We start from the raw sequence: 22,984 nt of genomic DNA, 5'->3' as shown, positions 1-22,984 counted from the left end.
CTCCCTGGCTCCTCCGTTAAGCGGCTTTTCCCGCGTTGATGTTGTCGGCCAGCAGGCGCCTGAAGCGCGAGGGCGGCATGCCCTTCTCCGCCAGGAACTGCCGGTTGAAATTGGACAGGTTGTTGAAGCCGACCTCGTAGCAGATGTCGGTGATCGAGGCCTGCTCGTCGCTCATCAGGATCTGGCAGGCGAGATTGATGCGCAGCCGCTTGACGTACTGCACCAGCGACATGCCGGTGTGGCGGCGAAACGAGCGCGAGAAGGCCCCGGTCGACTGGCCGGCGATGGCGGCGAGATCCGCCTCGTCGAACAGCTGCGTCAGGTTCTCCCTGATATAGGCGAGCGCCTTGTTCATGCCGGCGGTCATGTAGCCCGACGGATCGGGCCGATAGCTGGCGCTGGCCAGCAGCTGGAATTCCTGGGCGCGGCTTAGCAGGCCGGCGATCATCATGAACAGCTCGATGCGGCGCACGCCCTGCGCCTGCATCATCTCTTCCATCAATGGCGCCAGCGCCTTGCTGGTGCGGTTGGAAAACAGCACGCCGCGCCGCGACGCCTCGAGCAGAGCCGCAAGCCCCGCCAGCTCCGGCAGCACATGCATGGCATCGCCGATGAAACTTTCGGAAAACTGAATGATGCGGCCGCGCAGCGGGATCGAGCTGTCCTTGGGGATGTCGCTGACCCAATTGTGCGGCAGGTTCGGCCCCGTCAGCACCAGATTGCCCGGCTCGAACTCGCCGATGAAGTCGCCGACGAAATAGCGGCCGTTGGTGAAGATTACCTGATGCAGTTCATATTCTGGATGGAAGTGCCAGCGCACCGTATGGAAGGGGTAGCCATGCGACCACGCCTTGAAGGACTCCCCGCGTCGTATCTGGACAACTTCCAGGTCCGGTTCCATGTCCGTTTCCTCCCGGCCGGCACGGATATTTGCCGCGTTCGGCCCAATTCCCTAAACCGGCCGAATTGGTTTCGGCTCTGCATTTCAAGAGCCACGGTACCGGCTCATGACAACAGGCGCCACCACGATTCAAGACAATGGATGATACTTTTTTAACCGGAAGGGCGCGCTCAGAGGCGCTATTCGGGCAGAACAGGTCAGTCTTGCTGACGCGTTCGCTCGACTGACCAACGAGAACACTACCGCCCGGAACGGAATTCCAACGTGTCCGGTGGGCGCCTGGCCTATCGCAAGAACAGCGTGTTCAGGCGCTGATGCAGCGCCGTCATCGTAGTTCAGCTGGTGCGCAGCGCACCACCCGCCGCCGTCGCGAGCGGCGTAACCATGTCAGGCACCAGTATGTCGTGGCGGCGCGCGAAGCTGACCAGCGTGGCCCGCACCGTCTCCGGATCGATTTCGCCGACGATGCCCGCCTTGCAAGCGTTGAGTGCGATGGCATGGGCGCCGTTGCGGCCGGCGCTCGGCCAGTCCTGCAGCAGTGCATAGGCTTCCATCACGCTGTCGATCATCCTCGGAAAGCCCATTCCGACCAGAAGTGTGACCGGTTCCTCGAATTGCCCGCGATTCATGGCTTGTACCTCCTCTCGATTGTTCAGAGCCTGCAGCGGGCCGAACACCGGGAAGCACGGCCCGCCGCGGATAGGTGAAGGGACTGGCCGATTTCCGTTCAGCCGCTGCCGGCGGATACCTCGGATGTTGCCGACACTTGCTGCGCTGCGAGGAACATCAGTGCCGACGCCGCGGTTCGCCGGTTCCAGCCGGCGGCTTCAGCCATGTCGAGCAGCCCTGCCAGCAGCGGCTTCAGCACGTTCCTGCATTCTGTTTCATAGGCCAGGAATTCCTTCGCTTGATGCGTAGGAGCCGGTACGGATCCGAGGCCAGCCATTGCATCCATCTTTACCTCCACTCTCTCTTCGACTGACGCCCGCTCCCCGCCAGGGGAGCGGGCGGATTGGGCCGCGACTTCAGAAGTCCATGCCGGCGCCGGCGGGCATTGCCGGGACGGCGGCTTCCTTCTTCGGCTTCTCGGCCACCATCGCCTCCGTGGTCACCAGCAGGCCGGCGACCGATGCCGCGTCCTGGAGGGCGGTGCGCACCACCTTGGCCGGGTCGATAACGCCCTGGCCGAAGAGATCGCCGAATTCATTGGTCTGGGCGTTCCAGCCCCAGCCGAATTCGCTTTTCTCGCGCAGCTTGCCGACAATGATCGAGCCTTCGGCGCCGGCATTCTCGGCGATCTGCCGGACCGGCGTTTCGATGGCACGGCGCACGATGTCGACACCTGTCCTCTGGTCCGCATTGTCGGTCTGCACGGCATCGAGCGCCTTGGCCGCCCGCAGCAAGGCGACGCCGCCGCCGGGCAGCACGCCCTCCTCGACGGCCGCGCGGGTTGCATGCAGTGCGTCGTCGACACGGTCCTTGCGCTCCTTGACCTCGACCTCGGTCGAGCCGCCGACCCGGATCACCGCAACGCCGCCTGCGAGCTTGGCCAGCCGCTCCTGCAGCTTTTCGCGGTCATAGTCGGAGGTGGTCTCCTCGATCTGCGCCTTGATCTGTGCGACACGGCCCTGGATCTCTTCCTTGCGGCCGACACCATCGACGATGGTGGTGTTTTCCTTCTCGATCACCACCTTCTTGGCGCGGCCCAGCATCTGCAGCGTTACATTTTCCAGTTTGATGCCGAGATCATCCGAGATCGCGGTGCCGCCGGTGAGAATGGCGATGTCCTCCAGCATGGCCTTGCGGCGGTCGCCGAAGCCCGGCGCCTTGACGGCCGCGACCTTGAGGCCGCCGCGCAGCTTGTTGACGACCAGCGTGGCAAGCGCCTCGCCCTCCACATCCTCGGCGATGATCAGGAGCGGCTTGCCAGACTGCACCACGGCTTCGAGCACGGGCAGCATCGCTTGCAGATTGGAGAGTTTCTTCTCGTGGATCAGCACATAGGGCTCGTCGAGCTCCACGCGCATCTTGTCCTGGTTGGTGATGAAATAGGGCGAGAGGTAGCCGCGATCGAACTGCATGCCTTCCACGACTTCGAGTTCGGTCTCGGCGGTCTTGGCCTCCTCCACCGTGATGACGCCTTCATTGCCGACCTTCTCCATCGCCTCAGCGAGGAAGCGGCCGATTTCGGCATCGCCATTGGCGGAGATGGTGCCGACCTGCGCGATCTCGTCGTTTCGAGTGACCTTGCGGGCATTGGTCTTCAGTTCGGCGACCACCGCATCGACCGCCTTGTCGATGCCGCGCTTCAGATCCATCGGGTTCATACCCGAGGCAACCGCCTTGGCCCCTTCCCTGACGATCGCCTGTGCAAGCACCGTTGCGGTCGTCGTGCCGTCGCCCGCAAGGTCGTTGGTCTTGGACGCCACCTCACGCACCATCTGGGCGCCCATGTTCTCGAACTTGTCCTCCAGTTCGATCTCCTTGGCGACGGTGACGCCGTCCTTGGTGATGCGCGGCGCGCCGAACGACTTGTCGATGACCACATTGCGCCCCTTGGGACCGAGCGTCACCTTCACCGCATTGGCAAGGATGTCGACGCCGCGCAGCATCTTCTCGCGCGCTTCGGTATGGAATTTCACTTCTTTGGCAGCCATTGGATCACTCCTTTATCTAGGCAGCATTCGTTGACTGGTTGGATACAAGAAGCCGTCAGGCGGCCTTCTTCACTTCGGCGATCTCATCGATGATCCCCATCACGTCGCTCTCCTTCATGATGAGCAGGTCCTCGCCGTCGAGTTTGATCTCGGTGCCGGACCATTTGCCGAACAGGATGCGGTCGCCGACCTTGACATCGAGTTCGACAAGCTTGCCGCTGTCGTCGCGCGCGCCGGGACCGACGGCGAGCACTTCGCCTTCCTGCGGTTTTTCCTTTGCGGTATCGGGGATGATGATGCCGCCGGAGGTCTTCTCCTCGGCTTCAAGGCGGCGGACCAGAATACGGTCATGCAATGGACGGAACGCCATGTCGTTCTCCTCGTGGACAAACAGGTTTTGAGGTTCCTCCGCACCGAACCGGCAATATCGGACCGGTGCGGAACGCCGCGACCCTTCGTCAGGCATCGCGGCGCATATCGAGCTAGTTTTGCCCTTTTTCGGTTTCAAGAGACCAGCGCAAAAATTTTTATATTCGACAAGAAAGAGCGCCAAGGCACTGTTATGGCGTGGCTATTTTCGGAACCCGCGAGCTTCTCGCGGCGTTGTTTAAAGAGGGACAGAACCAATCGCCCCGGCCCGGCATTGGGCGGGTTCGACACAAATGCCGCCGGCTCGATGCCTCAGCGGAGAAGGAGAAAGACATGGCCGATACGGTCAGCAACGAATTCCGCCTGCAAATGGAAGGTTATGGCCTGACGACGGCCGAAATCCACTATTACCTGCCCGATCATCCAAGCCTGCTTCAGCTCTATGTCTGGCAGGACTATGATCTCGCTCCAGCCTTTCCCGAACTCAAGGGTTTTCTCCAATATTGGGAGCGCGAACTCGATGGTCCGCTCCACTCGGTTCGCGTTGCTCATCACCGGCTCATCCAGCCTTCGGAATGGCGGGCCGTCGAGGGCATAATCACGGTCCACTAGGGTCTTTGCGACGGCCTCCGCTACGTAGGGAATCACGACATTGGGGCAGGCTCTCGCCGGCCCCACGCAGCGCGATAGCCAACAACCTCCACTCCAAGATTTCCAATTTCCGTATTGTAAAACGATCGCGCCGCGCTAGCCTGAAATCAGATGCGAGGCGGGGAAGAGGAATGGAGCTCCAATTCAACGGCAAGGTGGCGCTGGTCACCGGCTCGACGCAAGGCATTGGCCGCGCCATCGCCGAGACGCTGGCGCGCTGCGGCGCCGGCGGCCTGCTCGTCACCGGGCGCGAGAAGACGCGCGGCGATGCCGTTGCGGAAGAGCTTTCGCGGCTCGGCACGCCGACGGTTTTCGTCGCCGCCGACCTCGCCGACCCGGCAGCCCCTGCCCTTTTGGCGCAAGCCTGCATCGAGCGCTTCGGCCGCATCGATGCGCTGGTCAACGCCGCAGGGCTGACCGACCGGGCCTCCTTCGTCGATGCCGATCTCGACGGCTGGGCCTCGCTGTTCGCGGTCAACGCGCGGGCGCCGTTCTTCCTCATGCAGGCGGCCATCGCCGACATGAAGAAGCGCGGAGAGCGCGGCGCCATCGTCAACATCCTGTCGATCAACGCCCATTGCGGCTCGCCGGAGCTCGCCGTCTATTCCGCAAGCAAGGGCGCGCTGGCCACGCTGACCAAAAACGCCGCCAACGCCCATCGCTTCGATCGCATCCGCGTCAACGGCATCAATGTCGGCTGGACCGACACGCCGGCCGAACGCGTCATGCAGGCCGACACGCTGGGCAACGGGCCGGGCTGGCTCGATGCCGCCAACGCCTCGCAACCCTTCGGCCGCCTGTTCTCGACCAGCGATATCGCCAACCTCGCCGTCTTCCTGCTTTCGGATGCTGCCGGGCCGATGACCGGCACGCTCGTCGATCAGGAACAGTGGGTGATTGGGGCGAACCGGTGAGCGCCATCGAAACGCAAGCGCCTGCATGACGCATCTCGCCGTCGGCGATTTCACGGTTGCCATCAGAAATTTGTCGCGATGACGGTGACTGAAAAGCCTATCGCATCATTCGCTCAAAGCACCCGCGCCGCCTCACAGCGCCAGGCTTCCCTGCTCCACCTCCTCGGCATTCGGATCTCCCGGTGCGGTGGCCCAGGCCAATTCGACCAGTGTCACGGTGCGCCGGCCTGTCCCGTCGAGTTGGCAGACGATGAGGCCCTGCTCCTCGATATAGGTCAAGAGGCGCCGGGCGCGGCGCAGCGAGTGCGAGCCGTAGGCGCGGGCGATCGCGGCGTCGCTCGGGCAAGGCCAGCCCTCCTTCGCCGCGCGGGCAATCATCATGAACACGCCCTGCATGTCGTCGGGCAGCAGCGACGCGCGGACGGAAACGTCCCGCCATGCGTCGTCCTGCGTCGTCTCTGACCCAAGGCCGGCCCGGGCGCGCGTCAGCATGCGGCGGAACTCCGGCAGGTCGGGCACGACCGAGGCCAGGCCTTCGATGCGGCAGCGGACCACGAACTCCTGATAGAGCACGCCGATCACGCGAAAACCGGCGTCGGGCTGCGCCAGGATGGCGCGCAGCACACGGTCCACGCGCTCGCGGCGCTCGGCCAGATCCTCGGCGCTGACTTGCGGCTCCGCCGGTTCGGGGCGGATTTCCAAGGCCGCCGACTTCGCCGCCATCAACTGGTCGAGCAGGTCCGGCGACGCCGGGCGGCGCGGCGTGCGCACCGTTTCGGGCGGCGGCGCCGCCAGGATGATCGCGCGTGCATCCTCGAGTGCTGCTTCCGGCATCGCCATCAGCCGCGGCGTTCCGTTGCGCGGGCTCGTATCCGTCGGGCCGATGCGCAGGCCCAGCGGACGGCGCGACAGCGCCGGGCCGAGCGCCATGAACTGCCCGCGTTCCAGGTCGCGAAACGCCTCCGCCTGGCGCCGCTCCATGCCCAGAAGGTCGGCGGCACGCGCCATGTCGATATCGAGGAAGGTGCGGCCCATGAGGAAGTTGGACGCCTCGGCGGCGACGTTCTTGGCGAGCTTTGCCAGCCGCTGGGTGGCGATGATGCCGGCCAGCCCGCGCTTTCGGCCACGGCACATCAAATTGGTCATCGCGCCGAGCGAGAGCTTTCGCGCCTCGTCGGAAACCTCGCCGGCCACCGCCGGCGCGAACAGCTGCGCCTCGTCCACCACCACCAGCATCGGGTACCAGTGGTCACGGGCGACCTCGAACAGCCCGCCGAGGAAGGCGGCGGCACGCCGCATCTGGTTCTCGGCGTCGAGCCCTTCAAGATTGAGCACGGTGGAGACGCGATGCATGCGCGCCCGCTCGCCTGCCGCCTGCAGGCCGCGCTCGGTATGCTGCTCGGCATCGATCACCAGATGGCCGTAACGGTCGCCCAGCGAAACGAAGTCGCCCTCGGGATCGATGATGGTCTGCTGCACCCAGGGCGCGCTCTGCTCCAGCAGGCGCCGCAGCAGATGCGACTTGCCGGAGCCCGAATTGCCCTGCACCAAAAGGCGCGTCGCGAGCAGTTCCTCGAGATCCAGCTTCGCCGGGGCGCCTGCGGTCGTCTGTCCCATCTCGATCGCAACGGTCATCTCGACTCAGGCGCTCCTTTCGCAGACGGGCTTATCAACTGGGTCACGGCCCGTCGAGCGTGCATGACCGCCCGCGGCGTGTTGCGCACAACTGTGCAGGCACCATCTGGAGGGGTCATCAGCCGATGCCTGACGCAAACTTTGGGTTGACCCCTTCGGACCACGAGGCGACACTCCTCCCAACGCTACGAGTGCGAGGAGGAATGCGATGGACGAGCCCGAACGGTGGCGCCACATGTCGACGGCGCCGAAGGACGGCAGCCGCATCCTGGTCACTGTGCGTCCGTCCGAACAGGGACCGGCGGAAGTCGACCTTGCCTATTGGTCGCGTGCCGACCAGTTCGCCTCGGAAGGCTGGCGCGCGTCGGACTCTTCGCCCGGGCGCGTCATCGAATACGCCGACCCGGAACTGAAATGCTGGATGCCGCTGCCCACCGCCAACCTTAGCCGCGCGTCGATGCCGGCGCCCTGGGAAGGCGAAGACGCCCAGCAGTTGGATGGGTCCGGGATTTGAGGGGCGCAAGAAATTGGCGAAAGCCGCAAAGCTGCCAATCTCCCCCCTCGTGGGGGAGATTAGCAGTTTCGTTGTCAGCTCGTTAAAACTTGCCTCTCAGAACAGGAACGCGGCCGTGGCGGGGTTGGGTCCGTTGCGGCCCTCGGGCGAATCCATGCCGCGGATCGTCTGCAGGTCCTGCGCATCCAGTTCGAAATCGAAGACATCGAAATTGGCGGCGATGCGATCCCTGCGGATCGACTTTGGAATGACGATCAGCCCCTCCTGGAGATGCCAGCGGATGATCGCCTGGGCGACGGACTTGCCATGTTTTTTGGCGATGCCTGCAATGGTCGGATCGCCGAGCAGCCGGCCGCTGCCCAGAGGGCTCCAGCTTTCGATACGGATGTCGTGCTTGGCATGAAAGTCCCTGACACCGCGCTGCTGGAACTGGGGATGCAGCTCGATCTGGTTGACGACGGGCGTCACGCCGGTCTCGCCGATGATCCGCTCCAGATGGTCCTGGTTGAAGTTCGAAACGCCGATCGATTTGATGCGGCCGGCCTGCCTGAGTTCGACCAGCGTCTTCCAGGCCTCGACATATTTGTCCTGGCTGGGCACAGGCCAGTGGATCAGGAACAGGTCGATCTGTTCGACGCCGAGCTTCTCCATCGTCTCGTCGAAGGCGCGCAAGGCCGCATCGCGCTGGTGCGCGCCGTTGCGCAGTTTCGAGGTGATGAACAGCTCAGCCCGCGGCACGCCGGCACTGCGGATCGCCTCTCCGACCCCTTCCTCGTTCTGATAGCCTTCGGCGGTGTCGATCAGGCGATAGCCGGCCTCGATGCCCCAACCCACCACGTCGGCGGTGATGTCCTGGTCGACCTGCCACACACCGAGGCCGAGTTGGGGAATGGCGGAGCCGTCGTTCAATGCAATCTGTTCGGGCATGGTGGGCTGTTCAGGCATGAGGGATCCTTTGCAAAGCTGGGCCGGGCGTCCGCCCGGCGCACAGCCTATCTAGGTCCGACAAGGGGCAACGGCCAGCCGACAGCGGACAAATTGCCGTGTGAAGTGCGCCTGCAAGTGTGACTTCGGCGTCGGCCGCATCCTCACCGCGGCCGGCGCACCGCCCGCACCACCCCGGCGGATGTGCTGCCGCAATAAAGGCGGTCGCCGCCATCGGATTCCAGCCCCGACACGCCCATCCCGGCCGGCATGTCGAGCTTCTCCAGAACCTTGCCTGATTTCGGGTCGACGCGGCGCAGGTCGCTCTGGTCGCCTTCCCAGGTGGCGTGCCACAGCTCGCCCTCGACCCATGTCACCCCGGTGACGAAGCGGTTGGATTCGATGGTGCGCAGGATCGCACCGGTTTCCGGGTCGACCTGGTGGATCTTGCGTTCGCGGTATTGTCCCACCCAGAGCGTTCCTTCGGCCCAGGTCAGCCCGGAATCGCCGCCACCACCGGGCGCCGGAATGGTCGCCAGCACCTGGCCGGTATCAGGGTCGATCTTCTGTATCAGGTCGTTGGCAAGCTGGAAGAAATGCTGGCCGTCCCAGGCGGTGCCGGCATGCGCCGCGACATCGATCGAGCGCAGGTTCTGCCCGCTCTCCGGATCGAAGGCGTTCAGCTTCTCGCCCGAGGCAAACCAGACATTGTTGCCGTCAAAGCTCACCCCATGCACCCTCTCCACATCGGCAAAGGGCCCGTATTCGCGCAGGATTTCGGCCGTTGACTGTTTCATGTCCTTGTCCTCACTGAGATCCGATGTCACTTCCTAACCGTTCGGCAGCGGTGCCGGGAGTAACAAGGTGGTCGTGAATCCCACCAGTGGAGGCGTCATCCAGCGGCGCGCCCGGCCGTGACCGAAAAACTGCACCTTGCCGGCCTCGCCAAGCTGCTCCAACGCCCGCTGCACGCTGCGTTGGCCGGTGCCAAGCGCCAGCGCCAACGCCGAACTCGCCCAGGATTCACCGTCGGCAAGGAAAGCCAGCACCGCCGCGTGCCGCTCCTCGATCGGCCGCGCCAGCACCAGCACCTCGCGTGCGTGGCGCGGCGCCAGCGCAAAGCCCTGGCTGGTGGCGCCGATGTCGGCCAAGCCCCGCAATTCGGTGCGCAGCCGGCCGATCTCGACCCGCAGCCGCGCCCGATGCGATTCATCGGCGTGCCTGCCGCCGAAGGCTTGCGCGATCAGCGTTGCCCTCGACACATCGCCTGGCCACGCTTCGGCGAGCGTACGGGCCAGCGCGAACAGAACCGGGCGCGTGGCCAGCGAGACCGTTTTGTCCTGTTGGCGCACGACATATCGGAAATTATCGACCAGCAGCGCCGGCGACGCCTGCAACGCCTCGACGTCCTCAAGCAGCAACGGGCGCTGCTCGCCAGCCGCGATCAGCCGTGCCGCCGGCGTGTCCAGCGCCAGGAATGCGCGGTCGACTTCAGCGATGAGCCCCGCAATGCCGGCCTGGCGGGCGGCGTGGCGTGCCCACTCCAACGCCCTGCGCGCCGGCTTCGTCTTGAGGCGCCGCATCGCGATGCCGGCGATGGCCAGTTCGTGGGCGGCGCGCGAGGCCGGCGGAAGCGGTGCCGGGTCGAGCCCCGCCAGCACGTCTTCGGCCTCGTCGAGACGGCCGATCAATAGCAGGCGCCGCACCTTGAGGTGGCCGGCATGCGCTGCGTTCAGCCGGTCGCCATGCTTTTCCAGCGTCGCCCGCGCCGCATCCAAAGCCTTGGCCGGCCAGCCGAGATCCCGCGAGACCAGCGCGATCTCGGCCTCGGCAACGACGCATCTGGCACGCGCTACCGCCTCTTTCGGGCCGAAGCCGCGCGCGGCACGCCGCAGCAGCGCCTTGGCGCGATCGAGATCGCCGAGCTGCGCCATGGCAATGCCGCGCAGCGCCAGCGCCGGCGGGTCTTCGCGCAAGGCGACGCGATCCAGCGCGCCGAGCGGGTCGCCTCCGGCCAGTGCCAGCGCAGCCGCGGTGATCAGCGAATCCATTCAAATCCCGTCACACTTGTAACTCCCACCCTTGTGCATCGCCGCCCTAACTTAAATCCGTACCGTGAACCGGCAAGCCGCATCGGCAACTATCGGCAACGCGCGGCACGCCAAGGGAGAACCGACAATGCCAACCGACACTCCTCTCCATCGGCCGAAGGCACCGTGAGGATGCGCCACCCCTGCTGCGACGGGCCGGCTCCTGCAAATCCCGTCACACTTGTAACTCCCACCCTCCCGCTTCACCGCCCTATTCTGGCTGACAGCAAGCGACAACAGACTGGCAAAGGAGACGACCAATGACCAAGCACATCGCAATGAAGACCCCGCCGATCGTTTCGAGGCAGGACTGGGAAGCCGCCCGCGAACAAATGCTGGTGAAGGAAAAGGCAACACTGCGCGCCAAGGACGCATTGGCCGCCGAGCGCCGGCGCATGCCGTGGATGGAAGTCGACAAGGCCTACGTGTTCGAGGGGCCGAACGGCAGAGCGAGCCTGCTCGACCTGTTCGAAGGCCGCCGCCAGCTGATCGTCTATCGCGCCTTCTTCGAGCCCGGCGTGCATGGCTGGCCCGATCACGCCTGCCGCGGCTGTTCGCTGGGCGCCGACCAGGTCGGCCACCTCGCCCATCTCAACGCCCGCAACACCACGCTTGCCTACGCTTCGCGCGCCCCGCAGGCCGACATCGCGCGGCTGAAGCGGCGGATGGGCTGGCAGATGCCCTGGTACACAATCACTGACAGTTTCGACAAGGACTTCGGTGTCGACGAATGGCACGGCCACAACGTCTTCATCCGTGACGGCGATCGCATCTTCCGCACCTACTTGATTAACAGCCGCGGCGACGAAGCGATGGGCACCGTCTGGAGCTATCTCGACGCGACGCCGCTCGGCCGCCAGGAAATCTGGGAGGATTCGCCCGAAGGCTATCCGCAGACTCCACTCTACTCCTGGTGGAACTGGCACGACAATTACGACGCCGGGGCCGACAAGAAATGGGAAGAAGTGTCTGCTGCCGGCGAGGCCGCGTTCAGGGACAAGGGCGAGCAGTAACGGTTGTCCAGTCTGGGTTCCTCTCCCCACTCCCTGGAGAGAGGAACCTGTCGTGACTGGCATGATCATCAAGGATCAAGGCGATGAGCGATATCCACACAGGTGCCGGCGGCACGATCCCAGAAGCCGCCACCCTCGGGCTGGCCGACTGGCTTTGCCTTGCCGCGGCACCGACCTTCGCCGTGATGGCGCTGCTCACCTGCATCTTCAGCGGCGATGCGGCCATGCAGTGCATGGGCACCGACGCCTCGCCCCTCACGGGCATGGCCGCGATGTATCTGCTGATGAGCGCATTCCATCTTGCGCCCTGGCTGCGGGTGATCTCCGGCCGGCAGGCCCGCTAGGCCCTTCCAATTCTAGACACCCCACGCATCGGAGAAGACAATGAGACTGGTCAGGCTGAGAGCGCCGGGCGGCTTGGGCAATCTCGACCTGGTCGAGGAAGATCCGCCCCAGCCAGGGCCGGGCGAGGTGCTGGTCAGGATCCGGGCCTGCGCGTTGAACATGCGCGACGACTTTGCCGTGCAAGGCAAGATGCCTCTCGCCGACGGCCGCGTTCCGCTCTCCGACGGCGCCGGCGAAGTGATTGCCCTCGGCGACGGTGTCGATGCACTCAGGCCCGGAGACAGCGTCGTCAGCGTCTTCTATCCCTGGTGGCTGGGCGGTGACATGACGCCCTGCACCCGGCGCGATATTCCGGGAGACAGTTTCGACGGCTTCGCCAGCGAGTATGTCTGCATGCCGGCGCATGCTTTCACCAGGGCACCGGCAGGCTATACGCATGTCGAGGCGGCGTCGCTCACCTGCACGGGCGTTACTGCCTGGCGCGGCCTGATTGTGTGCGGCAAGGTGAAGCCGGGCGACGCAGTGCTGGTCCTCGGGTCGGGCAGCGTATCGTTGTTCGCGTTGCAATTCGCCAAGGCCGCTGGCGCCCGGGTCATCGCCACCTCATCCGACGAGCAGAAGCTGGAAAGGCTCAAGCGCCTCGGAGCCGACGCCGTCATCAACTACAAGTCCGTCCCGGACTGGGGCCGCAAGGCCAAGGATCTGACGGGCGGGCGCGGCGTCGATCACGTGATCGAGGTCGGCGGACCCGCCACGCTGGCGCAGTCGATTGTCGCCTGCCGCACGGGCGGTCACATCGCGCTGGTCGGCGTCCCGACCGGCTTTGCGGCGGAAGTGTCTATCCCAGCCCTGTTTTCCAACCAGATCCGCATCAGCGGCATTTCCATCGGCAGCCGGGCCGACCAGGAGGATATGATCCGCGCGATAGAGTCCAACAGGCTGAAGCCCGTCATAGACCGCCACTTTCCGCTGCAGGACATCGCCACCGCCTTCGCGCATTACGAATCCCGAAAGCATTTCGGCAAGGTCTGCCTTGACGTTTGAGCGTCCTCCGCCAGCAGCACGATGAAGGGGACCGCCGGGGCCGCGCCTCGTCGTGATCCTGCCTAGGTCGCGATGTCGTTGACCGGCAGCAGGGGCTTGGGAAGGTCGCTCTCGCCGAGCCCGCTACGCAACTCGATCTCGATGTCGCGGCAAATCTGCGAGATCGGAACGTCGTTGGCATTGCCCTCGAACGGGTTGGCGCTGCTTTCGCCGACCTGGTCGAGAGACATGTAGGCCCAGCCGAGCAGCGTGCTGAACGGGATCGTCAGCCAGATCGCTATCGACCCGAGCGCGCCACCCAGTTTGCCCATATCGGCAAAGACGGGAACGACCCCGAACGGCAACAGTGTGCAGAAGATCATGACGAACATCGAACTGACGATGGCGTATTGCCGGGGATAGGGATTGTTCTTGATGCGATCGCAGCGCGCCTGCTGGTCATGGAAGTCGCGGATCAGCTTGGTCAGTTCGCCATAGATCTGAGGAGGGAGCTTTGTGTCCTTGAACAGCGCATTGACCTGGACAGATTGCAGTTCGAGCAGGGCTATCGCCGGCTGGGGCGATTTCAGGACGTCCTCGGCCTGTTCGGCGAGCAGCGGACGCAATTCGTCGCCGACCGAGCTCGCATCCTCATGGATACGGTAGCGCCGCCGGTATTCGATATTGGCGGCCCGCGCCATGGACTCCCATGGCATCGGCCGGCGCAGAGAAAAGCGCAATGCCGTCATCCAGGCGATGTGGCGATAGATGAGCTGTCTGGCCGTCGGCGCGTCGAGGAAATCCCTGCAGAAATTGGACCACAAACGGCTGCTGGCCGTAATTTGCGTAAAAGCCTGCAGCGCGTCGCTGCTGCGGGTGAACACCTGCGAATTCTTGAACCCGGCGACGAGTGACACGGTGGTGCCAAGCACCAGCACCACCGACCATGGCACCGAAAACCCGGCGACGCCTGGAAGACGGTAGGCCGCCACGGCCAGACCGCTCACCACCACCATGTAGATGACGCTGCGCCGCGACCACAGCGCGAAATCGATCAGTTTGTAGGAACGGCCTACATACATCGTATCCCCTCAACTCATCGATAGGTCTGGTTTTGCACGGCCGGAATCTGGTCGCCTCATTGTGCCTTTGCAGCCCCGAACCGCAACCCGTCCATCAACAGCTTGACCAGCCGGCACGAGCGGTCGCGCCATTCGGGGGTGTCGGGCGCTGAATAGATGCCGCCCAGCGCGTGCAGCACGTCGGAAGCGTCGACGTCGCCGCGGATGGTGCCGTCGGCCACCGCCGCCTCGACCAGGCGTCGCAAGGCTTGCGACACCCGGCCGAACGTGTCGGAAAACAGCGTCGAATTGGTGGTGAGCACAATGCGCAGGCTGGTCGCCAGGCCGCGCTTGGTGGCGATGTAGTCGACGAAGCGCTGCATCCACTGTTCCAGCGCGACATCGGACGGATGTTTTTGGGCAAGCTCGCCGGCGGCCGCGCACAGCGCCTCCACCTCACGACGATAGACCACCTCGACCAGATGCTCGCGCGTCGGGAAATGCCGGTAGAGCGTGCCGATGCCGACGCCGGCGCGGCGCGCGATCTCCTCCAGCGAGCCATCGATGCCGCGCTCGGCAAAGACTGACACCGCCACCTCGACCAGCCGGTCGCGGTTGCGCCGCGCATCGGCGCGCAGCGGCTTTGCGTCTACGGCCTCGGCCTTCTGTTCAGCAATGGCGGACGGCTCGCTGGCCAATTTTTTCTCCACATCGTGTCAGGGGGCTTGAATCCGGCAGGGTCAGCCACCACGTAATAAACGGAGGCGCCTCCGTTTTAGTGGAGCACCTTTATCATATAATCAGGGGAACCGGTATGTCACGTCTTTCGAACACGCAAGCCGACATCTCCCCTGCCCGCCTGCCTCGCGGGAGATCCGCCATCTCCGCTTTCGCCGTCAAGACCTGACCCAACGGTTACCTTGCCCTTCTGCGGCAAGGCACCAGTTCAATCCCATCCGCGTCAAGCAACTGGAGCCAGACGCCCATGACCAGCCTTCCCATTACCCTCACCATCAATGGCCACCGACACCAACTGGAGGTCGATCCACGCGTAACCCTGCTCGACCTGCTGCGCGAGCGGCTCGATCTCACCGGCACCAAGAAGGGCTGCGACCGCGGCCAATGCGGCGCCTGCACGGTGCTGGTCGACGGCAAGCGCATCAACTCATGCCTGGCGCTGGCGGTCAGCCATGACGGCGCCCAGGTCTTGACCATCGAAGGCGTCGCCAACGGCGAGGAACTGCATCCGGTGCAGGCCGCCTTCATCGCCCATGACGGCTTCCAGTGCGGGTTCTGCACACCCGGCCAGATCATGAGCACGCTCGGCCTGATCGCCGAGGGACAGGCCGGCGACGATCCCGAACGCATCCGCGAGGGGCTGAGCGGCAACATATGCCGCTGCGCGGCCTATGGCGGCATCGTCGAGGCCGTCCTGGAAGCCCAGCAACAGCTTGTCAAAGCCGACCGGAGGACCGCGGCATGAGAGACTTCGATTACATCAGGCCCGCCACCATTCCCGACGCCATCGCCGCGGCAGCCGAGCCGGGCTCGGCCTATCTCGCCGGCGGCACCAATCTGCTCGACCTGATGAAAGGCGGCATCACCAGTCCCGAGCGCATCGTCGACATCTCCCGGCTGCCGGAGCTCAACCGCATCGAACGGCTGGACGATGGTGGCCTGCGCATCGGCGCGCTGGTCCGTAATGCCGAGCTTGCTTACGATCCGGCGTTCGCCAAATCCTATCCGGCGGTGGCCGAGGCGCTGCTGTCGGGTGCTTCGGCGCAGCTTCGCAACGCCGCCACCGTCGGCGGCAATCTGTTGCAGCGCACGCGCTGCAGCTATTTCTACGACACAGCCAGCGCCTGCAACAGGCGCGAGCCAGGCGCCGGCTGCGATGCGCTGGGCGGCGAAAACCGCCTGCACGCCGTGCTCGGCTGGAGCGACGCCTGCATCGCCACCCATCCGTCGGATTTCTGCGTGCCGCTGGTGGCGCTCGACGCCGTGGTCGAGATCGAAGGCAAGAAGGGCCGGCACCATGTTTCACTGGAGGAATTCCACCGGCTTCCCGGCGAAACGCCGCAGCGGGAGAATGCGCTGGAGCCCGGCGACCTGATCGTGGCGGTGCGCCTTCCGGCGGAGGCTGCCTCCTTCTCCGCCAATGCCCGTTACCTCAAAGTCCGCGAACGCACCTCCTATGCCTTTGCCGTCGTATCGGCCGCGGCAGCGCTTGTCGTCGACGACGGCAAGATCCGCGCCGCAAGGCTGGCGCTGGGCGGCGTCGCGGCCAAGCCGTGGCGGGCACGCTCGGCGGAAGCCGTCCTGCTTGGCGCGGACGCCAGCGAGGCGACCTTCGCCGGCGCCGCGGACGCCGCCTTGGCCGATGCCAGCCCTTCCGGCGACAATGCCTTCAAGATCGAGCTTGCCCGCCGCATCGTGATCAGGGCGCTGATCTCTGCGCTTTCGGGAACGCCCGAGCGTCTGCCGGCCCTTCCTGCCTCCCCGTTCTCGAACATTCCTGGAGCGCGCCATGACGCTTGAACTCAGCCTCAACCAGCAACCCGCCCATGCCCGGCATGGCTCCAGCATCGGCCAGCCGCTGACCCGCCGCGACGGCTTTCTGAAAGTCACCGGAGCCGCGCGCTATGCCGCCGACAACCATCCGCCCGGCATGCTCTACGCCGTGCTGGCGGTCAGCAGCATCGCACGCGGCCGCGTCGCCGCGCTGGATGTCGAGGCGGCCAAGGCACACAGAGGCGTGGTCGAGGTGATGACGCCCAAGAACCGGCCAGCGCTCGCCGCCGATCCGGACGCCAAGGACCATCCCTTCATGTTCCGGCTCGACCTCTTGCAGAACGACCAGGTCCGCTACCCCAATCAGAGCATCGCCGTGGTGATCGCCGAGACGCTGGAGGCGGCGACCGAGGGGGCGGCGCTGCTGTCGCCGCGCTATGAAGTGATGCCGGCGCGCGTTGGCCTCGACGGCGCCGAAAGTTTCGTGCCGCGTGCTGTCGGCGTCGGCGGTCCGGCCGTGCAGCACAAGGGCGATGTCGAGGTCGGCCTTAAATCCGCAAAGACGCGGATCGAAGCCACCTACGAGACGCCGGCCCAGTACCACAACGCCATGGAGCCGCATGCGATCGTCGTCGCCTGGGAAGGCGACACACTGTCGATCGACACACCGAGCCAGGGCCTTGCCATGGCGCAGGGCCGCATCGCCGGCCTGTTCGGCATCGCGCCGGAAAACGTCCACATCCGCAGCCCGTTCCTGGGTGGCGGCTTCGGTTCGAAAGGCATGATCTCCGGGCCGCAGGTGCTCGGCATCCTGGCGGCGCGTCTCGTCGGCCGTCCGGTCAAGCTGGTGCTGCGACGTGAGCAGATGTACGGGCCGGTCGGCCACCGTGCGCCGACGCGCCAGACGCTGCGCATGGGCATGGATGGCGAAGGGCGGCTGACGGCGCTCGACCATCACGCCAAGACCGCGTCGAGCACGTTCGACGATTTCTTCGAACCGGCGGCGGATGCCTCGCACACACTCTATGCCAGCCCGGCCATCGCCACCTCGCACGATGCGGTGCGGCTCGATACCGGCACGCCGCTGTTCATGCGGGCGCCCGGCGAAGCCACCGGCTCGATCGCGCTGGAGAGCGCTATCGATGAGGCAGCCTACGCCTGCGGCATGGACCCGCTGGAATTCCGGCTGCGGAACTATGCCGAGGTCGAGCCGATGACCGGCAAGCCGTTTTCCTCCAAGGCGCTGCGCGAATGCTACAGGCAAGCGGCCGAGACGTTCGGCTGGGCGAGCCGCCCCATTCAGCCTCGGCTGATGCGCGACGCCGACGGTTTCCTGACCGGCTGGGGCATGGGCACGGCGACCTTCCCGGCGATCATGTTCCAGGCCGAAGCGCGGGCGGTGCTGAGAGCCGATGGCAGCGGCCTGATGGAGACCGGCGCTCAGGACATGGGGCAAGGCGCCTGGACCGCCTTCGCCCAGATCGCCGCCGACGGACTGGGACTGGATATCGACCAGGTCGATTTCAGGGCCGGCAGCTCCGATCTGCCCAATGCAGGCATTGCCGGCGGCTCCGGCCACACGGCGACGGCCGGCATGGCGATCCACAATGCGGGCGCCGCCGTCATCGCCAGGCTCGCCGATCTCGCCACCGGCGACGAGGGCTCGCCGCTCTACGGCGCCGGCAATGAAGGCGTGCTGGCGCGCGGCGGTCGCCTCTATCGGCGCGACGATGAAAGCCGCGGTGAAAGCTACGCCGAGATCCTCACGCGCGCGGGCCTCACCGAGATCGAGGGCCACGGCAAGGGGGCTCCCGACCCGGCGTCTCAGGAGGCCTATGCCAAGCACGCGCATGGCGCCGTGTTTGCCGAGGTGAAGGTCGATCCGGATTTTGGCCAGATCCGTGTCACAAGGCTGGTCGGCGCGTTCGCCGCCGGACGGGTCATCAATCCCAGGCTGGTGCGCAGCCAGTATTATGGCGGCATGATCTGGGGCGTCTCGTTCGCGCTGCATGAGGAAGCCATCACCGACCGGCGCTCTGGCCGGATCCAGAATGCCAACCTCGCCGAATATCATGTCCCGGTGAATGCCGACGTTCCATCGATCGAGGCGTTGCTGGTCCACGAGGACGACCCTCACGTCAACGCGCTCGGCATCAAGGGCGTCGGCGAAATCGGCATCACCGGCACGGCCGGCGCCGTCGCCAATGCGGTCTGGCATGCGACAGGCGTGCGGCCGCGGCGCTTTCCGGTCCGCATCGAGGACCTGCTGGGGTGAGGAGTGGTCCACCTAGCGGATGGGAAGCCAATTGCTTGGCTTCCCGAACGACGAATGGTGAAGGCCCGGTCCGCCTTCGGGCGCACCAAAAAGTCCAGTGGACCTTTTTAAGGGGCTGAACGCCCGAAGGCGGGGAGCGGCAGCGAAGGGCCGCACAGCCGGCGCCAGGTCCCCGTCGGCTGCCAAAGATGAAATCAACGACTTCGCGTCAAGCAACTGGAGCCCGACGCCCATGACCAAAACAACGATCCCAGTTCATCTCGACATCAACGGCCGTGATCACGATCTGCAACTCGAGCCGCGCGTCACGCTGCTCGATGCCTTGCGCGATCGCCTCGGCCTGACCGGAACCAAGAAGGGCTGCGACCACGGCCAGTGCGGCGCCTGCACCGTGCATATCGACGGCGAGCGCGTGCTGGCCTGCCTGACGCTGGCCGCACAAGTCGAGGCCCGCACCGTCACCACCATAGAGGGGCTTGCACGGGAGGGCGAAATGCATCCCGTGCAGGCTGCCTTCCTCGAACAGGACGCCTTCCAGTGCGGCTATTGTACGCCGGGCCAGATCATGTCGGCGGTCGCCTGCATCCGCGAAGGCCATGCCGGCTCCGACGAAGAAATCCGCGAGTATATGGCCGGCAACCTCTGCCGCTGCGGCGCCTATCCGCACATCGTCGCCGCTGTCCGCCAGGCAGCATTGGAGGCCGCATCATGAGGGATTTTTCGTATGTGCGCGCCAATTCGCTCGATGCGGCACGCCAGGCGGCCGCCCTGCCCGGCGCCATGCTCTTGGCCGGCGGCACCACGCTGATCGACCTCGCCAAATGCGGCGTCGCCGAGCCCGAGACGCTGGTCGACATCGCTCATCTCAAAGGGTTGGACAGGATCGAGGTGAACGAACGCGGCGCCACCATCGGCGCGCTGGCCAGGATGAGCCATGTCGCCGACCATGCCGACATCAAAAGCCGCTTTCCTGCGGTATCGGAAGCCCTGTGGCAGGCGGCTTCCGCGCAGATCCGCAACATGGCGACTATCGGCGGCAATCTGATGCAGCGCACGCGCTGCCCTTATTTCCGCGATCCTGCGAATTTCCCAGCCTGCAACAAGCGTGAGCCCGGCTCTGGCTGTTCGGCGATCGGCGGCGTTACCCGTGGCCATGCGGTGCTTGGCATCAGCGACGCGTGCATCGCCATGTATCCGGGCGACCTCGCCGTGGCGCTGGTCGCCTTCGATGCGATCGTGCATCTGGGCGAGCGCCACATCCCGGTCGACGACTTTTTCCTGCTGCCCGGCACCACGCCGGACAGGGAGCACGCGATCGAACCGGGCGAGATGATCACCGCGATCGAGATCCCCGGCTCGGCCTCTGCCCGGCGTTCGACTTATCTCAAGATCCGCGACCGGCAGTCCTATGAATTCGCGACGGCAAGTGCCGCTGTCATAGAGTTCGAACCCGACGGCCGAACGATCCGCGATTTGCGCGTCGCGCTTGGCGGCGTCGCGACCAAGCCGTGGCGTGCGCGGGCCGTGGAAAACGCGCTGAAGGGCAAGGTGCTGGAGCCGGACACTGTGCGCGCCGCCAGCCTGCTCGCCGTCGAAGGCTCTGTCGACCATGGCGCCAACCACTACAAGGTCGAACTGGCGCCGCGCGTCGTCGCCCGCGCCATCCGCAAATTGGGAGAGACGGCATGACCGTTCACAACATCAGGCATGGGGATGCGTCCGACGGCGCTTTTGCCGAAGCCGTCGGCGGCCGGCTGTCGCGCATCGACGGCCCGGCCAAGATCACCGGTGCGGCGAAATACGCCGTCGAGCAGCAGCTCGAAGGCCTCGCCTACGCCGTCCTGGTCGAGAGCACGATTGCATCGGGCAAGGTGCGCGCGATCGACACCACTGCCGCCGAGGCTGCGCCCGGCGTGCTGCAGGTGCTGACGCCGGACACCATCATCAGCCTGAAAACCGCGGCGGACTGGTTCGGCACGCCGCCGCCCGACAAGCCGTATTGCCCACTCGCGCGCGACATCACCTTCTCGGGTCAGCATGTCGGCGCCGTGGTCGCCGAGACCTTCGAGCGGGCGGTCGCGGCGGCAGCACTGGTCAAGGTCAGCTATGAGGAAACGCCTGCCATCGTCGACCTCAGCGACGGCAAGGCCGGCGATGGCATCGCGATCGATGCCATGACCAAGGAATGGGGCGACGCGCAAGGTGCGTTCGCCTCGGCGCCGGTCCGCATCTGCGCCGCCTACAACACGCCGCGCGAGTACCAGGCGCCGATGGAGCCGCATGGCCTGATCGCCCGCTGGGAGGGCGACCACCTCACCGTGTGGGAGCCGAGCCAATGGCTGGACGGCATGGCGCGCACCTATGCCGAATGGTTCGGTGTGCCGTTCGAGAACGTGCGGCTGGTGTCGCCCTATATTGGCGGCGGCTTCGGCTCCAAGGCGCTGGCGCTCAGCCATGGCGCGGTGGCCGCCTGTGCGGCCAAAATGCTCGGCCGGCCGGTGCGGCTGGTGATGACCCGGCCGCAGACTTTTACCGGCTATGGCGGCCGCGCGGCGACGCGCCAGACGGTGACGATCGGCGCCGACGTGCAGGGAAAGATCCAGTCGATCGTGCATCGCGGCGTCAATGAAACATCCATCGACGGCATGTGGGTCGAGCCGCTCGGATCGGTCACCTCGATCATGTACACAACGCCGAATTTCTCCTCGAAGCAGAATGTCGTACGGGTCAATTCGGTGGTGCCGGGCGCCATGCGCGCGCCGGGCGAAAACCCCTCAGCCTTCGGTATCGAAAGCGCCATCGACGAGCTTGCCTACGAGGTCGGCATCGATCCGCTGGAGATCCGGCTCCGAAACTATGCCGAGCAGGATCCACATGCCAAAAAAGCCTGGTCGACCCGGCAGTTGCGCGAGGCTTTTGCTGCAGGCGCCGAACGCTTCGGCTGGTCCAGGCGCACACCCGAACCGCGCTCGATGCGCGACGGCAACCAGTTGATCGGCTGGGGCGTCGCCGCCGGCACCTATCCGGTGCGACGCGCCTATGGCGAGGCGCTCGTGCGCATCCTGGCCGATGGTTCGGTCGAGGTCGAAAGCTCCTCGATTGACATGGGCCAGGGCACCTACACGATCCTGGCGCAGACCGCCGCCGAAACGCTCGGCGTGCGAGTTGACGACGTGGTGGTGAAGCTCGGTGACTCCCGCTTTCCGCGCGCCGGCGTCACCGGCGGCTCGCGGCTGGCCGGCGTGATGACGGGTGCGGTCTACAAGGCGGCAACCTCGGCCCTCGACCAGTTGGTGGGCCTCGCCATCAGCGATCCACGCTCGCCCTTCCACGCGCTGCAGGCCAACACGCTGGTCGTCGCCAATGGCCGCATCGCTTCGCCGCGCGGCGACGGCCCCGATGTCTCCGTCGCCGAACTGCTCAAGAGCGTCGGCCGCGACCACATCGAAGCCACCGGCGACACCATGCCGGCCAATTCGACGCCAGAAGATCGCTACAAGAACTACACCACCATCGCCATGTCGGTGCCGCACACCGAGGGCGACTATTCCCGCCACTCCTGGTGCGCGCATTTCATCGAGGTGCGCGTCGACGAGGACTTTGGCACGGTGCGTGTATCGCGCGTGGTGTCGGCGCTGGATTCGGGCCGGCTCTACAACCCGAAACTTGCCGAAAGCCAATGGAAGGGCGGCATCATCATGGGCATCGGCCAGGCGCTATTGGAAGAAGGCATCGTCGACCGCCGCCACGGCTGCATCGTCAATGACAACCTCGCCGACTACCTCGTGCCGACCAATGCCGACATCCCCGACATCGAGGTGATCTCGGTCGGCATCCCCGACCTGCATTCCTCGGTGCTCGGCGGCAAGGGCGTTGGCGAACTGGCCATTGTCGGCGTGGCGCCGGCGATTGCCAACGCGGTGTTCCATGCGACGGGAAGGAGGATCAGGGATCTGCCGATCACGCTGGAGAAGCTGATTTAAGGGCGGTGGCCGATCTCCCCCTTGAGGGTCGCCTTGTGGGGAGGCCAGGCCGCAGCTTCGGGCGGTGGTGCTCCCTCCACACTTTCACCTTCAGCACTCGCGCAACCATCAAGGGGTA

Annotated in this window: 23 protein-coding genes; 12 read left to right on the top strand and 11 right to left on the bottom strand. The window is 65.4% G+C overall.

Going from position 1 to position 22,984, the window contains the following annotated elements:
* Positions 1–16: 16 nt before the first annotated feature.
* The 5 genes from A9K65_RS15830 to groES all read right to left on the bottom strand — a co-directional run bounded on the left by A9K65_RS15830 (position 17) and on the right by groES (position 3,928).
* Positions 17–901 (bottom strand): AraC family transcriptional regulator, encoded by an 885-nt coding sequence (locus tag A9K65_RS15830; RefSeq protein WP_013530722.1) that lies wholly within the window; start codon positions 899–901, stop codon positions 17–19.
* A 335-nt stretch (positions 902–1,236) separates the two neighbouring features.
* Complete coding sequence (locus A9K65_RS15825; protein ID WP_064993928.1) at positions 1,237–1,530, bottom strand: DUF982 domain-containing protein; 294 nt, start codon at positions 1,528–1,530, stop codon at positions 1,237–1,239.
* A 98-nt stretch (positions 1,531–1,628) separates the two neighbouring features.
* Complete coding sequence (locus A9K65_RS15820) at positions 1,629–1,856, bottom strand: hypothetical protein (RefSeq protein ID WP_013530720.1); 228 nt, start codon at positions 1,854–1,856, stop codon at positions 1,629–1,631.
* 70 nt (positions 1,857–1,926) lie between these two features.
* Entirely contained in the window at positions 1,927–3,558 is a 1,632-nt protein-coding gene (gene groL, locus A9K65_RS15815; RefSeq protein ID WP_064993929.1) for a chaperonin GroEL, read from the bottom strand.
* A 55-nt stretch (positions 3,559–3,613) separates the two neighbouring features.
* Positions 3,614–3,928, bottom strand: a complete 315-nt coding sequence (gene groES / locus A9K65_RS15810) for a co-chaperone GroES (protein WP_013530718.1) — start codon at positions 3,926–3,928, stop codon at positions 3,614–3,616.
* Between the two features lie 332 nt (positions 3,929–4,260).
* On the opposite strand from groES, the gene A9K65_RS15805 reads away from it, so the two are divergent.
* Both A9K65_RS15805 and A9K65_RS15800 read left to right on the top strand, forming a co-directional pair.
* Entirely contained in the window at positions 4,261–4,539 is a 279-nt protein-coding gene (locus A9K65_RS15805; RefSeq protein WP_084015824.1) for an usg protein, read from the top strand.
* A gap of 170 nt (positions 4,540–4,709) precedes the next feature.
* Entirely contained in the window at positions 4,710–5,492 is a 783-nt protein-coding gene (locus A9K65_RS15800) for an SDR family oxidoreductase (protein WP_064993931.1), read from the top strand.
* A 132-nt stretch (positions 5,493–5,624) separates the two neighbouring features.
* Here the strand turns inward: A9K65_RS15800 and A9K65_RS15795 are convergent, their stop codons facing one another.
* Positions 5,625–7,127 (bottom strand): ATP-binding protein, encoded by a 1,503-nt coding sequence (locus A9K65_RS15795; protein ID WP_013530715.1) that lies wholly within the window; start codon positions 7,125–7,127, stop codon positions 5,625–5,627.
* 208 nt (positions 7,128–7,335) lie between these two features.
* Between A9K65_RS15795 and A9K65_RS15790 the strand changes: the two genes are divergently transcribed.
* A complete protein-coding gene (locus tag A9K65_RS15790) occupies positions 7,336–7,641 on the top strand; it encodes a hypothetical protein (protein WP_013530714.1) in 306 nt (101 codons plus the stop codon).
* A 96-nt stretch (positions 7,642–7,737) separates the two neighbouring features.
* On the opposite strand, the gene A9K65_RS15785 is transcribed toward A9K65_RS15790, so the two are convergent.
* The 3 genes from A9K65_RS15785 to A9K65_RS15775 all read right to left on the bottom strand — a co-directional run bounded on the left by A9K65_RS15785 (position 7,738) and on the right by A9K65_RS15775 (position 10,616).
* Complete coding sequence (locus A9K65_RS15785; protein ID WP_174299083.1) at positions 7,738–8,568, bottom strand: aldo/keto reductase; 831 nt, start codon at positions 8,566–8,568, stop codon at positions 7,738–7,740.
* A gap of 161 nt (positions 8,569–8,729) precedes the next feature.
* Positions 8,730–9,362 carry a PQQ-binding-like beta-propeller repeat protein gene (locus A9K65_RS15780; RefSeq protein ID WP_024501659.1) on the bottom strand — a complete coding sequence of 211 codons (633 nt, stop codon included), beginning with the start codon at positions 9,360–9,362 and terminating at the stop codon, positions 8,730–8,732.
* 33 nt (positions 9,363–9,395) lie between these two features.
* The gene (locus tag A9K65_RS15775; protein ID WP_064993932.1) at positions 9,396–10,616 is read right to left on the bottom strand and encodes a DNA-binding protein; all 1,221 of its coding nucleotides are present in this window, start codon (positions 10,614–10,616) and stop codon (positions 9,396–9,398) included.
* 299 nt (positions 10,617–10,915) lie between these two features.
* Between A9K65_RS15775 and A9K65_RS15770 the strand changes: the two genes are divergently transcribed.
* The 3 genes from A9K65_RS15770 to A9K65_RS15760 all read left to right on the top strand — a co-directional run bounded on the left by A9K65_RS15770 (position 10,916) and on the right by A9K65_RS15760 (position 13,057).
* Positions 10,916–11,668 carry a thioredoxin family protein gene (locus A9K65_RS15770; protein ID WP_064993933.1) on the top strand — a complete coding sequence of 251 codons (753 nt, stop codon included), beginning with the start codon at positions 10,916–10,918 and terminating at the stop codon, positions 11,666–11,668.
* An 83-nt stretch (positions 11,669–11,751) separates the two neighbouring features.
* Positions 11,752–12,012, top strand: a complete 261-nt coding sequence (locus tag A9K65_RS15765; RefSeq protein WP_064993934.1) for a hypothetical protein — start codon at positions 11,752–11,754, stop codon at positions 12,010–12,012.
* 40 nt (positions 12,013–12,052) lie between these two features.
* Positions 12,053–13,057, top strand: coding sequence for an NAD(P)-dependent alcohol dehydrogenase (locus tag A9K65_RS15760; protein ID WP_064993935.1), 1,005 nt, complete (start codon positions 12,053–12,055; stop codon positions 13,055–13,057).
* A gap of 62 nt (positions 13,058–13,119) precedes the next feature.
* Here the strand turns inward: A9K65_RS15760 and A9K65_RS15755 are convergent, their stop codons facing one another.
* Positions 13,120–14,118, bottom strand: a complete 999-nt coding sequence (locus tag A9K65_RS15755) for a bestrophin family ion channel (protein ID WP_064993936.1) — start codon at positions 14,116–14,118, stop codon at positions 13,120–13,122.
* A 56-nt stretch (positions 14,119–14,174) separates the two neighbouring features.
* Positions 14,175–14,795 carry a TetR/AcrR family transcriptional regulator gene (locus tag A9K65_RS15750; RefSeq protein ID WP_064994065.1) on the bottom strand — a complete coding sequence of 207 codons (621 nt, stop codon included), beginning with the start codon at positions 14,793–14,795 and terminating at the stop codon, positions 14,175–14,177.
* 287 nt (positions 14,796–15,082) lie between these two features.
* On the opposite strand from A9K65_RS15750, the gene A9K65_RS15745 reads away from it, so the two are divergent.
* From A9K65_RS15745 to A9K65_RS15720, 6 genes are all read left to right on the top strand, one after another.
* Positions 15,083–15,580: a (2Fe-2S)-binding protein gene (locus A9K65_RS15745; protein ID WP_013530705.1), complete on the top strand. Its 498-nt coding sequence runs from the start codon at positions 15,083–15,085 to the stop codon at positions 15,578–15,580.
* Entirely contained in the window at positions 15,577–16,635 is a 1,059-nt protein-coding gene (locus A9K65_RS15740; RefSeq protein WP_064993937.1) for a xanthine dehydrogenase family protein subunit M, read from the top strand. The genes A9K65_RS15745 and A9K65_RS15740 overlap by 4 nt, the downstream gene beginning before the upstream one ends.
* Entirely contained in the window at positions 16,625–18,883 is a 2,259-nt protein-coding gene (locus A9K65_RS15735; RefSeq protein ID WP_064993938.1) for a xanthine dehydrogenase family protein molybdopterin-binding subunit, read from the top strand. The genes A9K65_RS15740 and A9K65_RS15735 overlap by 11 nt, the downstream gene beginning before the upstream one ends.
* A 232-nt stretch (positions 18,884–19,115) precedes the next feature.
* Complete coding sequence (locus A9K65_RS15730; protein ID WP_064993939.1) at positions 19,116–19,595, top strand: (2Fe-2S)-binding protein; 480 nt, start codon at positions 19,116–19,118, stop codon at positions 19,593–19,595.
* Positions 19,592–20,572: a xanthine dehydrogenase family protein subunit M gene (locus A9K65_RS15725; protein ID WP_064993940.1), complete on the top strand. Its 981-nt coding sequence runs from the start codon at positions 19,592–19,594 to the stop codon at positions 20,570–20,572. The genes A9K65_RS15730 and A9K65_RS15725 overlap by 4 nt, the downstream gene beginning before the upstream one ends.
* On the top strand, positions 20,569–22,866 hold the full coding sequence (locus tag A9K65_RS15720; RefSeq protein WP_064993941.1) for a xanthine dehydrogenase family protein molybdopterin-binding subunit: 2,298 nt from the start codon (positions 20,569–20,571) through the stop codon (positions 22,864–22,866). The genes A9K65_RS15725 and A9K65_RS15720 overlap by 4 nt, the downstream gene beginning before the upstream one ends.
* The last annotated feature ends 118 nt before the right edge of the window (positions 22,867–22,984 follow it).

Origin of the sequence: Mesorhizobium sp. WSM1497, from assembly GCF_001672455.2 — a bacterium.
Classification (GTDB): domain Bacteria; phylum Pseudomonadota; class Alphaproteobacteria; order Rhizobiales; family Rhizobiaceae; genus Mesorhizobium; species Mesorhizobium ciceri.
Note: the sequence above shows the minus strand (reverse complement) of the source record. Positions and strands in the feature narration are given on the sequence as shown.

What these genes read in the sequence shown, in the direction of transcription:
- A9K65_RS15830 (WP_013530722.1), bottom strand. Translation starts at nt 901, where the DNA reads ATGGAACCGGACCTGGAAGTTGTCCAGATACGACGCGGGGAGTCCTTC.
- A9K65_RS15825 (WP_064993928.1), bottom strand. Translation starts at nt 1,530, where the DNA reads ATGAATCGCGGGCAATTCGAGGAACCGGTCACACTTCTGGTCGGAATG.
- A9K65_RS15820 (WP_013530720.1), bottom strand. Translation starts at nt 1,856, where the DNA reads ATGGATGCAATGGCTGGCCTCGGATCCGTACCGGCTCCTACGCATCAA.
- groL (WP_064993929.1), bottom strand. Translation starts at nt 3,558, where the DNA reads ATGGCTGCCAAAGAAGTGAAATTCCATACCGAAGCGCGCGAGAAGATG.
- groES (WP_013530718.1), bottom strand. Translation starts at nt 3,928, where the DNA reads ATGGCGTTCCGTCCATTGCATGACCGTATTCTGGTCCGCCGCCTTGAA.
- A9K65_RS15805 (WP_084015824.1), top strand. Translation starts at nt 4,261, where the DNA reads ATGGCCGATACGGTCAGCAACGAATTCCGCCTGCAAATGGAAGGTTAT.
- A9K65_RS15800 (WP_064993931.1), top strand. Translation starts at nt 4,710, where the DNA reads ATGGAGCTCCAATTCAACGGCAAGGTGGCGCTGGTCACCGGCTCGACG.
- A9K65_RS15795 (WP_013530715.1), bottom strand. Translation starts at nt 7,127, where the DNA reads ATGACCGTTGCGATCGAGATGGGACAGACGACCGCAGGCGCCCCGGCG.
- A9K65_RS15790 (WP_013530714.1), top strand. Translation starts at nt 7,336, where the DNA reads ATGGACGAGCCCGAACGGTGGCGCCACATGTCGACGGCGCCGAAGGAC.
- A9K65_RS15785 (WP_174299083.1), bottom strand. Translation starts at nt 8,568, where the DNA reads ATGCCCGAACAGATTGCATTGAACGACGGCTCCGCCATTCCCCAACTC.
- A9K65_RS15780 (WP_024501659.1), bottom strand. Translation starts at nt 9,362, where the DNA reads ATGAAACAGTCAACGGCCGAAATCCTGCGCGAATACGGGCCCTTTGCC.
- A9K65_RS15775 (WP_064993932.1), bottom strand. Translation starts at nt 10,616, where the DNA reads ATGGATTCGCTGATCACCGCGGCTGCGCTGGCACTGGCCGGAGGCGAC.
- A9K65_RS15770 (WP_064993933.1), top strand. Translation starts at nt 10,916, where the DNA reads ATGACCAAGCACATCGCAATGAAGACCCCGCCGATCGTTTCGAGGCAG.
- A9K65_RS15765 (WP_064993934.1), top strand. Translation starts at nt 11,752, where the DNA reads ATGAGCGATATCCACACAGGTGCCGGCGGCACGATCCCAGAAGCCGCC.
- A9K65_RS15760 (WP_064993935.1), top strand. Translation starts at nt 12,053, where the DNA reads ATGAGACTGGTCAGGCTGAGAGCGCCGGGCGGCTTGGGCAATCTCGAC.
- A9K65_RS15755 (WP_064993936.1), bottom strand. Translation starts at nt 14,118, where the DNA reads ATGTATGTAGGCCGTTCCTACAAACTGATCGATTTCGCGCTGTGGTCG.
- A9K65_RS15745 (WP_013530705.1), top strand. Translation starts at nt 15,083, where the DNA reads ATGACCAGCCTTCCCATTACCCTCACCATCAATGGCCACCGACACCAA.
- A9K65_RS15740 (WP_064993937.1), top strand. Translation starts at nt 15,577, where the DNA reads ATGAGAGACTTCGATTACATCAGGCCCGCCACCATTCCCGACGCCATC.
- A9K65_RS15735 (WP_064993938.1), top strand. Translation starts at nt 16,625, where the DNA reads ATGACGCTTGAACTCAGCCTCAACCAGCAACCCGCCCATGCCCGGCAT.
- A9K65_RS15730 (WP_064993939.1), top strand. Translation starts at nt 19,116, where the DNA reads ATGACCAAAACAACGATCCCAGTTCATCTCGACATCAACGGCCGTGAT.
- A9K65_RS15725 (WP_064993940.1), top strand. Translation starts at nt 19,592, where the DNA reads ATGAGGGATTTTTCGTATGTGCGCGCCAATTCGCTCGATGCGGCACGC.
- A9K65_RS15720 (WP_064993941.1), top strand. Translation starts at nt 20,569, where the DNA reads ATGACCGTTCACAACATCAGGCATGGGGATGCGTCCGACGGCGCTTTT.